At 70.0% G+C, this 10,771-nt stretch carries 9 protein-coding genes and 1 pseudogene; 3 read left to right on the plus strand and 7 right to left on the minus strand.

The window, feature by feature from the left end:
* From GT030_RS22635 to GT030_RS22665, 7 genes and pseudogenes are all read right to left on the minus strand, one after another.
* Positions 1-652: NAD(P)-binding domain-containing protein (locus tag GT030_RS22635; protein WP_346009626.1), on the minus strand; the 652-nt coding region annotated here is incomplete at its 3' end.
* Between the two features lie 35 nt (positions 653-687).
* Positions 688-1,929 (minus strand): FAD-dependent oxidoreductase, encoded by a 1,242-nt coding sequence (locus GT030_RS22640; protein WP_237522748.1) that lies wholly within the window; start codon positions 1,927-1,929, stop codon positions 688-690.
* Positions 1,896-2,090 carry a ferredoxin gene (locus GT030_RS22645; RefSeq protein WP_161202662.1) on the minus strand — a complete coding sequence of 65 codons (195 nt, stop codon included), beginning with the start codon at positions 2,088-2,090 and terminating at the stop codon, positions 1,896-1,898. The genes GT030_RS22640 and GT030_RS22645 overlap by 34 nt, the downstream gene beginning before the upstream one ends.
* Positions 2,091-2,308: 218 nt before the next feature.
* Positions 2,309-3,031, minus strand: a complete 723-nt coding sequence (locus GT030_RS22650; protein ID WP_161202663.1) for a TetR/AcrR family transcriptional regulator — start codon at positions 3,029-3,031, stop codon at positions 2,309-2,311.
* A 425-nt stretch (positions 3,032-3,456) separates the two neighbouring features.
* Positions 3,457-3,585 (minus strand): annotated as a pseudogene (locus GT030_RS36660) (protein phosphatase); the annotation flags it as partial.
* A gap of 986 nt (positions 3,586-4,571) precedes the next feature.
* Positions 4,572-5,267 (minus strand): response regulator transcription factor, encoded by a 696-nt coding sequence (locus GT030_RS22660; RefSeq protein WP_161202664.1) that lies wholly within the window; start codon positions 5,265-5,267, stop codon positions 4,572-4,574.
* Positions 5,239-6,417 carry a sensor histidine kinase gene (locus tag GT030_RS22665; protein ID WP_346009716.1) on the minus strand — a complete coding sequence of 393 codons (1,179 nt, stop codon included), beginning with the start codon at positions 6,415-6,417 and terminating at the stop codon, positions 5,239-5,241. The genes GT030_RS22660 and GT030_RS22665 overlap by 29 nt, the downstream gene beginning before the upstream one ends.
* Before the next feature lie 807 nt (positions 6,418-7,224).
* On the opposite strand from GT030_RS22665, the gene GT030_RS22675 reads away from it, so the two are divergent.
* The 3 genes from GT030_RS22675 to GT030_RS22685 all read left to right on the plus strand — a co-directional run.
* Positions 7,225-8,463: an Ig-like domain-containing protein gene (locus tag GT030_RS22675; protein ID WP_202460442.1), complete on the plus strand. Its 1,239-nt coding sequence runs from the start codon at positions 7,225-7,227 to the stop codon at positions 8,461-8,463.
* 408 nt (positions 8,464-8,871) lie between these two features.
* Positions 8,872-9,699, plus strand: coding sequence for a sugar nucleotide-binding protein (locus tag GT030_RS22680; RefSeq protein WP_161202666.1), 828 nt, complete (start codon positions 8,872-8,874; stop codon positions 9,697-9,699).
* Between the two features lie 939 nt (positions 9,700-10,638).
* Positions 10,639-10,771, plus strand: a 133-nt coding sequence (locus GT030_RS22685; RefSeq protein ID WP_346009717.1) for a peptidase inhibitor family I36 protein, incomplete at its 3' end; no start/stop codon positions are given.

Here is a 10,771-nt window from a genome sequence, read left to right on the forward strand (position 1 = left end):
GCAGCACGCCGTCGGCGCCCTGCATGCGCAGTAGTTGCAGCAGGGTGCGGCCCTCGGGGTCGGCCGCGTCGATGACCTCGGCGAGCCGGGCCGGGTCCACGGCGGCGGCGCGGGCCAGCGCGGCGGCCTCGGCGACCGTGCGCCAACTGCCGTACGTGACGACATTGCGGGCGATCTTGGTGGCCATGCCGGCGCCGGACGGGCCGCAGTGCACCACCTTCCTCGCCCAGTCCACGAGGACGGGCAGGGCCGCGTCCACGGTCTTCTGCTCGCCTCCGAGGATGGCGACCATACCGTTCTCGGCGGCCTTGTCGCCCGGGGTCACCCCACAGTCGAGGAAGCCCACGCCGAACTCGGCACACAGCGCCGCTAGTTCGTGGACGACCGGCAGGGCGACGGTGGCGAGCAGGACGACGGTCAGTCCCGGCCGGGCCGCCCGCAGCAGGCCGTCGTTGCCGCCGATGACCTCGCGGGCCTGGTCGGCGTTGACCACCGCGACCATCACGACGTCGGACGCCTCGGCCACCTCGGCGGGTGAGCCGAGCGGATCGGGTACGCCGGCCAGGTCCGCGGCGGCGTCCGGGCGGACGTCGTAGACCGCGGGGATGCGTCCGCTGCGGGCCAGGCTGACGGCCACACCGCCGCCGATCATGCCCAGGCCGATCACACCGGCCCTAAGGGTGTCGCTCATGCCGCACTCCCAGTGAGAAGGGGGGCCGCCGCGGCGACCTGTGCTCGGTAGCCGCGCAGGGCGCGAACCATGTTGATGCCGACCGCCGCGCAGGTCCGGCCGTTCCTGCCGTACAGAGCGACCAACTTTCGCTCGGCCGTGCTGCCTTCTACGACGCGGACCTCGTCGGCGCCACGGGTCCGGCCGTAGATCTGGATCTTCAGGTCGTACTGGTCGGACCACACGTAGGGCACCGGGGCGAAAGGCGTGGCGCGCTCGGGTCCGGCCAGGATGTTGCGAGCGACGGCCAGGCCCTGCTCGGCGGCGTTCGTGCGGTGCTCGATCCGCCAGGGCTCACCGGTGCGCGTGTTGAGCCAGCAGGCGACATCGCCCGCTGCCCACACCCCAGAACCGGCGTACAGGGTGGCGTCGCACTCCACCCCGTTGCCGACCGGAACGCCGCTGCCGGTGAGCCACTCGGTGTTGGGCTGGGCGCCGATGCCGACCAGGACGACGTCCGCGGCCAACGTGCGACCGTCGGCGAGACGCACCCCGCTCGCCCGCCCGCCGTCGGCGAGGACCCGGTCGACGAGAACCCCGGTCTCGATCCTCACGCCGTGCTCGTGATGGACGGTACGCAGCAGGGCGCCGAGTTCCTCGCCGAGGGCATCGCCCATCGGCTGGGCAGTGTCGGTGACGAGGGTGACCTCGCAGCCCAGTCCGCGTGCCACGGCAGCGACCTCGGCACCGACGAAGCCGCCACCGACCACCACGAGATGCGGCTGCTCCGCGAGGTCCTCGCGCAGCGCGAGCGCGTCCTCCAGGGTGCGCAGTACGTGCACACCGGGCAGCGATTCGGTGCCCGGCAGTCGGCGGGCCCGGGTGCCGGTGGCCACCACCAGGGCGTCATAGCCGACGAGACTTCCGTCGCCCAGGGTGACCTGGCCGGCGGTGGTGTCCAGGGCGGTAGCCGGTTGGCCCAGGCGCAGTTGGAGGTCGAGGGCTGCGATGTCGTTCTCCCCGCGCAGGCGGAGCCGGTCGGTCTCCCACGCGCCGGACAGCAGCTGTTTCGACAGCGGTGGCCGGTCGTAGGGAAGGTGCTTCTCTTCGCCGATCAGCGTGAGCGACCCGGTGTAGCCCTCGCGCCGCAGTCCCTCTACGACGCTCAGTCCCGCCGCGGAAGCGCCGACCACAGCGATCCTCGACGGAGCGGCGGCCATGGCACTCACACCCGAACCTGGATCACGGCGGCAGGGCAGACCGCCGCGGCCTGGGCCACGTTCTCGGCCTGCTCGGCCGGCGGATTGTCATCGAGCAGAACCACGACGCCGTCCTCGTCACGCTGGTCGAAGACCTCCGGCGCCGCCAGCACGCACTGGCCAGCACCGCAGCACTTGTCGAAGTCGATGGAGATGTCCATGGGGGGATCCACTTCCGTCAAGCCCGCGAAAACGGGCGACCCAGAGCCAGGCACATATGGTTGCTCTAGGCACCTAACTTAGTTCAGCGGCGACTGTACTCCTGCGCATACGGGGCAGCAACCAGCCCTACAGGCAGGGGTGTTGACAGCGTGAAGGACGTGTGAACGCGGGATACACCGCCGGCAGCCGCCCCCTCACCAAGGGGCGACGGTTCCGGCTACGTCTGCGGGCCGTCCGGCCCCGAAGTGCTCCTGAGCGCCCTGATCCGGCGCGACGCCTCGGTCTCGGATCCGCTTCCGGCGAGGAACGGGGCGCCGGGGGCGCCGACGACAAGCGAGTCGACCAATCCGTCGGCGAGCTGCAGGATCAGATCTTCCGAGGACTCGTCGCGGTTGAGGCTGTGATGCAGCGAGACCATGCCATGCAGTCCGGCCCACAGCGTCTGCGCGGCCTGCTCCACCGGAAGGGACAGGCCGAACCCGCCTTCCGCGCAGCTGTGCAGGCCAGCGCGCAGACCGGCGGAAATGTGGCGGGCGGGGTGGGCGCCGATCCTGCTCGGGTCCGCCGCCGGCTGGTGTACCTCGAACATGAGCCGGTAGTGGCCGGGGCTGCCCAGCGCGAACCGGCAGTACGCGTGTGCCTGCGCCCGGACCCGGCCCCGCGGATCCGCGTCGCCTCCAGCCAGGGCCGCGGCAGCCATCTGGGCGGCCAGCTCGCCGTAGCGGTCCTCAAGCGCTGCCCACACCAGCTCGGTCTTATCCTCGAAATGCAGGTAGATACTCGGAGCGGAGATGCCCACCTCCTTGGCGACCGCCCGCATCGTCAGCCGCTCGGAGCTGCCCCACTCGCCGAGCAGTCGTTGGACCGCTTCCACGATCTCCCGGCGCCGCCGCGAACCCTGCTCGTCACGCTGACCGCCACCGGCCGGCCCTGCCTCCATCGCCTGCACTCCCCTTCCGCCCATAGGTTAGCCAGCTCGTCCCCACTGTCAGGACTACGGTGCGGGCGAACGGCGGCGTAGCGATGCCGCAACCGAGCACAGCGAGATCGGACGCTGATCGGTACGGGTCAACACGCAGGACTTGATGGGGAACAGACCTTGTAGGTGTAGCGCTTGGTCGTGAGCTGACGGCCGCAGCCACCTTCGAACAGGGTGCCGCACCAGATGGTCCCGTCCTCGTGTTCGGCTCGGAAGCGGTCGAGTTCCTCCGGGGTCTCAGGGCACAAGGCCGGCTGGTCGGAATCTGCGGTACGGGTAAGGCGCGCGGGGCCTACCTCGCCGTTCCGATCGTGCCCGGCGAGTGAACGTCGTCAGCCCGGGCTGGGTGAAGGAGACCCTCGAAAAGCTCGGCATGGACAGCCGGTGTTCACGGACCCGGTGGCGGGCAGGTAACGCACGGCGATGTCAGGGTGCCGGGCCAGGTCCGGGGTGTGGAGCATGGTTTCTTGCAGGGCGACGGCGATGCGCCGTTCCCGGGCGTGGGCCTGGCGCAGCCTTGGGCGCGGTGGCCGAGGGAGTCAGCGTCTTGGCGGGCTTGGTGCTGTTGTCGTCGCTGCTGCTGCACGCGGTGAGCGTGGCGGCGAGCGCGAGGGCGGCGAGCGTGGTCATGGTGGCGCGGTTCATGTGATCCCTGCGGTGGTGCTGATGGTTCGCGTGATGCGACTCACGAGGGGCCAAATGGTTGCACGCCACATCTGCACCGCCGCAGAAGACTAGAGCCCCGGTCCGGATCTTGATCCGGGGAAACGGGCCGGGGGCGTGGGCGGGTCTTGCCTCACGTCCACTCCCCCAGCCCGGCTTTACGGCGGCCGCGGCCGGTGCTCGGTGACGGATGCCTGGCAGCGGGCACGCGCATGACTCCTCCTGGTCGTGTACACAACCAAGAACCGTCAGCGGCGTCCGCCGCAGTTCCCGCTAGGCCTCATTACCGGCGCGCTCGGCGCGCTGCCTGGTCGCTCACCTGACGCAGGCAAGCCGGCTCACCCATTGGGACAAGGTGAGCGAGGTGGCCGGGGCCCGTCGGGCGGCACTGTGTCGACGGCTTCGGTGCCGTGAGCCATGGCGGCATGCGGCCGGGCTAGGCAGGTACGACGCCTGCTGTCGGCCGGCGTCGCACGCCAGGGCCTTGCGGAGCAAGGACAGGTGTTCGGGCACGGCCGCGAGGCAGTGGTGCTCGTCCCGGCAGTGAGAGTGCAGGACGTTGAGCGCGTGTCCTTGGAGCAGGTCGCCAATGGTGCGGCAATCCTGGGAGGACCTGAGCATGGCGGTTCCCTTCGTGCAGGGGTGAGAATCGCGCCGTCAACGGGACCAGTGTGCGGCTGGTGCACCGCTACGACAGCTCCGTTTCATCACCTCACCATCGCCCAGGAACCGCCCCTTGCGCGTCGTCCCGGTGAAGCCATTCCCATGTACCACGGCCGTGGTATCCGGCAGGCCGGCCTACGACGAGCCCTAACGCGTTCCGCGGCCACGACGGCGTTCACCCGGTCACTGAGGGACGAGTCGCCGTCGTCGCCGGGCTGACCAGGCCGCACTGGTAGGCGATGACCACGAGCTGGGCCCGGTCGCGGGCGGCGAGCTTGGTCATGGCCCGGTTGACGTGAGTCTTGGCCGTCAGTGGGCTGACGAACAGACGCTCGGCGATCTCGTCGTTCGACAGTCCCAGCGCGACAAGCCCCAGGACATCGCGTTCCCGTCGCGTCAGGCGTACCAGCCGCTCGTGCACCGCTGCCGTGCACGGTTCCGGTTGCGCCAGGAACCGCCTGATCAGCCCTCGGGTCGCCGATGGGGACAGCAGCGCGTCACCTGCGGCGACCGTGCGGACGGCGTCGAGCAGCTCCTCGGGCCGGACGCCCTTGCCGAGAAAACCGCTCGCACCTGCCCGCAGTGCCTCCGCGACGTACTCGTCCTCCTCGAAGGTGGTCAGGATCAGGACCTTCACCGCCGCGAGGTCCTCGGCCTCGCCGATCAGCCGCGTGGCGGCGAGGCCGTCCATCTCGGGCATGCGGATGTCCATGAGGATCACATCCGGCCGCTGCGTCCCCGCCAGCTCTACCGCCTCGCGGCCGTTGGACGCCTCGCCCACGGTCTCCATGTCGTCGACGGAGTCGAACAGCATCTTGAACGTGCCCCGCAACAGAGCCTGGTCATCGGCTAGCAGTACGCGGATCGTCATGCCCACCTCTCCTCGCGTCCCGCCCGATCGGTGCCACGATTGCCGCGCCCGGCCGCAGCGGCAGTTCGGCGGTCACGGTGAAGCCCCCGTCGGGGCCCGCCGCGGCCTCCAGCTTCCCCCCGACGCTGGCCGCACGCTCGCGCATCCCGATCAGCCCGTGGCCGGTCCCGAGGTGGGGCTCGTGCGGTCCGCCACGTCCGTCGTCCTCGACCGTGATCGTCAGCCATTGGGGCCGGTAGTGCAGGAAGAGGCGGGCGTGATCGGCGCCGGCGTGCTTGCGCACATTCGTCAGGGCTTCCTGCACGATGCGGTACGCGGCCAGATCCACCGCCGGCGCAAGCGGCTCGGCCATGCCGCGTCGCGTGTGCCTGACGGACAGGCCGACACGCTCGAAGGACGCGACAAGCTCCGGTACCTGCGCCAGGCCCGGCATCGGATCCCGCGGCGCTTCCGGATCGTCGGACTGCCGCAGGAGGCCCACCGTCACCCGGAGTTCCTCCAGGGCGGACCGACTGGTGTCCCGGATGGCCTCCAAAGCGGTGACCAACTGCTCCGGCCGCCGCTCCACCAGGTGAACAGCAACACCGGCCTGTGCGTTGATCAAGGCGATGTGGTGTGCGACCACGTCGTGCAGCTCGCGCGCGATCCGGACCCGCTCGGCCGCCACCCGTTGCCGCGCCTCCTGCTCACGGGTCCCCTCCGCGTGCTCCGCCCGTTCCTCCACGGCCGCCACGTACGCGCGACGTGAGCGGACCCCGTCTCCCACGGCGGCGGGCAGAGCCGTCCAGGCCAGCAACGCCGCGTTGTCCGGGTCCAGCCATGGGCCGGGGCCGAACGCCATGGCCGCCCCCACCAGCAGGGCAGCCGAGGCCGACGCCACCATCCAGGTGGTCCGCCGGTCGGTCCGGGCGGCCACGGTGTAGACGGACACGATCACCGGGCTCGTCACCAGCGGACTCTCCCGAACCCCGAGCACCTCGAAGAACACCCCGCAGGCAACCGCGGTGACCAGTACGCCGAACGGGTGGCGACGACGCCACAGCAACGCGAAACAGCCGACCGCCGCCAGCGCCACGGCAGACGGGCGGACCGAAAACCGGTGCTCGTGCGGAATCACGGAGGCGGCCACGACCGAGAGCACGAACAGCACAACCGGCCCCAGCACGTCCAGCGTGCCGACCGGGGCGCCCGCCCCCCGCCGCCAACCGTTGATCACTGGCATACCACCACGGTAGGGTCGCCGCCCGAGTGCCGCTTGCTTGCCACACCGGTCACCGCTGCAGAGGGGTCCGACCGACCCCGGACACGACAGCCAGTGCACGTCTCCGGCAGGCCGCTGCACGGCTCACGGATCCTTGGCCACCACCAGCCGTCCACCGTGAAGGCGTTCAGCGGCCCAGGATTCGGCAGAGTGCGACGTACGAACTCATCGTCGATACGAGCAACCAGCCGGCTAACGGCCGGGTTGCTCGAATGCCGTCGACGATCCCGGTCTTCACGTCGGCACCAGGTGGTCGATGACCCGGCGAGGGGCCGCAGCCGCACATCCGGGCTGGCGGCGCAGCCTCGCTCGGCGAGCAAGGGCCGCACTTCTGCGATGGCCTGAGTGATACCGTGGGCGGCCGACACCGAACCAGCAGGCGAGCGCGTCGTACGTGGTGGTTTGCCGGAAGTTCACGAGAGTGGCCAAGAGCCGGTCGACGAACACCAACCGGTGCGTCGCACCCGCGGCCGAGACGCAAGCTTGGCCTGGTGCCGTTCGTCCCACAACGGGTGTCCAGCTCTGCGACGAGTTCAGCGATCGCGTGGGCCGACAGGCCCGTGATCCTCCGGTCGCTGGTGATCGCTGCACGAGACGCGTTCCCCATCACACGACCATGATTGACGATCATCAGCCCGACGCGTCACCGCCGCCGCGCCCGAGCGTGTTGAGACCAAGGACAAGGAGAAGCGTTTGATGACGGCGCGTACACGACGCACCAGGCTGACGGCTGCGGTCGGCGTACTCGGCGGCCTACTCGCCGTCACGGCTCTCTGCGGTACCAGTCATGCCGCCACCAGCGGAAATGACGCCGGGAGCACTCGGGGCACGCACGCTGCGGCGGATCCGTCGGCCGCCCAGGACAGCTCCGGCGCCCAGATAGAGATCACGCCCGGGCAGGGTGCCCACAACGTCGGGGTGAACGACGTCGTGCAGGCCACCGTCAGCAACGGCACGCTCACTAAGGTGACCATGACCGCCGTCGCGACCGGGACCGAGGTGCCGGGCACCCTTTCCGCGGACGGCACGTCCTGGACGCCAGACGTCCAGCTGAACCCGGCCACCAAGTACCAGATCGCCGCAGAGGCCCAGGACGCCCAGGGCCGCTCCGCCACCGACAACGCCACGATCACCACGGTCTCCCCGGCCAACGACTTCATCGGGCACCTGTCCCCCGAGAACGGCTCGACCGTCGGCGTGGGCATGCCGGTCACGGTCACCTTCGACAAGGCGGTCAGCGACAAGGCGGCCGTGCAGTCGCAGATCCAGGTCAGCTCCAGCAGTGGACAGCAGGTCGCCGGCCACTGGCTCAACGACGGCCGCCTGGACTTCCGCCCCCAGACCTTCTGGAAACCCGACTCCACCGTCACCGTCAACCTCAACGCCCGCGGCCTCCAGAAGAAGATCACGTTCAAGATCGGCCGGAGCCAGGTCAGCACGGTCGACGCCAGGACCAAGCAGATGACCGTCGTGCGGAACGGCAAGACGATCAAGACCATCCCAATCTCGTCCGGCAGCCCCGAGCACCCGACGTACAACGGGCAGATGGTCATCTCCGAGAAGTTCCGCCATGTCCACATGAACGCCACGAGCGTCGGCCTCACGGACAAGGACGGCAAGCCCGCGTACGACATCGAGGCCGTACCGCACGCCATGCGCCTGTCCGACTCGGGCACGTTCATCCACGGCAACTACTGGGGCGCCGACTCCGTCTTCGGCAAGGTCAACACCAGCCACGGCTGCGTAGGCCTGAAGGACGCCAGGGGCGGCGGTGACGCCAAGCAGACAGCCGCGTGGTTCTTCGACCACTCGCTGATCGGCGACGTCGTCATCGTCAAGAACTCCGACGACACGACCAAACTGGCCCCGGACAACGGTCTCAGCGACTGGAACATGCCGTGGAACCAGTGGGTCGCCGGAAGCGCGGCCAACTGACGCCACGTCCCGTTCCACGCACCTGAGCGCGCGTCCCTTCGCCGGGCGGCGGCCGACACCACATCGGCCGCTGCCCGGTGTGTTGGGGCGATTGAATGGCCTTGTCACAGCGCGTACGGTCGGAACGGCCGCTCCGGCCGGTCGTCCGGCAGGCTCACGTCCTTCCACCCGCCCCGAGTGGTCTGTGGTCAGAGGGTTCTTCGCTTGGCGTGGCCGACCAGAGCCCTACCTACCCGGGCCACCCGACGGGCGCGGGTCGTACAGCGTCCAGCCGCCGGGCCGACGTTTTACGCCCTCGCGCCTCCCTCCTCATCGGCTGCGCCGAACGAGCACCCGCCACGTGTGTCTCAGCAACCATCCGCCGGTCTCTGTCACGCCATTTGCCGAGACGGTTTACCGTGTCACGTCATGACGGTCTTGATCATCGGCGGAAGTGGCTTCCTGGGCGCCGAGTTGATCCGGCAGGCAGCCATGGCCCGTCACGCAACGGCCGCGACCTATGCCACCAGTCCCGGCACCGCTTCCCACGCCGCGTGGTACCCGCTTGACCTGCGGAATGCCGAACGCGTGGACGCCGTCATGGCCGAAGTCGGCGCGGATCTCGTCGTCAACGCGTCGAGCGGCGACGCCGACTGGGCGGTGACGGCGCAGGGGCCCGTCCGGTTGGCGATGGCGGCGGCGAAGTACGGAAGCCGCCTGGTCCACGTGTCCAGCGACGCGGTGTTCTCCGGCGCTCGCGTCCACTACGACGAGTCATGCCTGCCTGACCCCGGCACCCCGTACGGGGCGGCGAAGGCGGCAGCGGAGACCGGGATCCTCCTCGTGCATCCGCAGACCGTCGTCGCCCGCACGTCGCTGATCATCGGCAACGGCGATTCCGTGCACGAGCGCATCGTGCATGAACTGGCCACCGGTACCCGGGACGGCGTCCTGTTCACCGACGACATCCGCTGCCCGGTGCACGTCGCCGACCTGGCCGCCGCCCTCCTGGAACTGGCGTGCGGCGACACGGCCGGCGTCCACCACCTCGCAGGGCCCGACCCTATGAGCCGTCACGAGCTCGGCATCCTCATCGCCACACGTGACGGCCTGGACGCCTCCCGGCTCCCCACAGGCCTGCGCTCCCACAGCACCCTTCCCGACGCCCTCGACGTACGCCTCGACAGCCGAGCCACCCAGCGGAAACTACACACCACGCTGCGCGGTGCCCGCCGTTTCTGCACCACATCAGCGTGACCGCCCAACCCGACACCGAGCTGCGGGCTCGCGCTACCTCTGTTCCTGCGCGGCGACATGCCCCGTGAGCAGTCCGCGTCCCGCGACTTCACGCTTCGCAACCGACCAAGGGTCCACGTTCGTCTGACCGACGACGGCACCGGGAACGACCGGGGCCGAAGTCCGCAGGCAGCGGACGCCTCTGGTCCTCGAGGCCGACCCGCACCATAGAGCCAGACCGGCGGCCAGCGCAGCCGGTCGGCGCCCCCGGTCGTCGGTGATCCGAATGATCCAACGGCATCGGCGGACTTCCGGCTTGCCCGGCAACGGCTTCTCCGACCCGCACCATGAGGTCGTCGAACGGCGCAGCACGAAGCGGCGCGGAACTTGGCGCCGGCGGGCAACGCTGCTGCCCGAAGCGCTGGGATCGACTCGGTGAACATGCGGGCCCTGAGCTCCCGGAGACAGGACCTGCATGGTGCCGACCGTTTTGTTCGCCGTGGCGATGATCCGCGCGGTGATCAGCCGGAGCTGGGTGGCGTAGGCCGGGGAGTCCCGGCGCCGAGCTGCCCGGTCTCCGGGCGGAAGGCGACGGCCGTGGCGGGGCAGTGGCGAGGCGACGACCGCGGCGATGTCGGGCCAGCGGTCCAGGACGCTGACGCTGGCGGCGGGGAGTTCCCAGGCCCGGGCGGCCATCAAGCCCGGGAGCACGGTGGCGACTCCGGTCGGCGGCACGGCAGCGGCCAAACCGGTATCACCACTCCTGGGGATGAACGTCGTGGGGCGACGGAGTGGTGAAGTGTTCCGCCTGGACAGACGGGTGTCATGAAACTGCCGCGCGTGGAGCGCCTCCGCACCTGAGCGACCTCGCTGCTCGCTACCGTCACCACGACCGTCCTGGCCGCATCACTGGTCGGCCTCTCCCCCGCCCACGCCGCCGCGCCTGCGGCCACCCCTACGGTGGCCCAGGACCAGATCGCGTGTCCGCGCGGGTTCGTGTGCATCTACCCCGACATCAACTTCAACGGCCAGCTCTACGTCAAACGCGCCGTCGACGGGTCCGTGCGGCACCTGCCCGACTACATCCGCGGCA

It is taken from the genome of Streptomyces sp. SID1328 (assembly GCF_009865595.1).
GTDB classification, from domain to species: Bacteria; Actinomycetota; Actinomycetes; order Streptomycetales; family Streptomycetaceae; genus Streptomyces; species Streptomyces griseoluteus.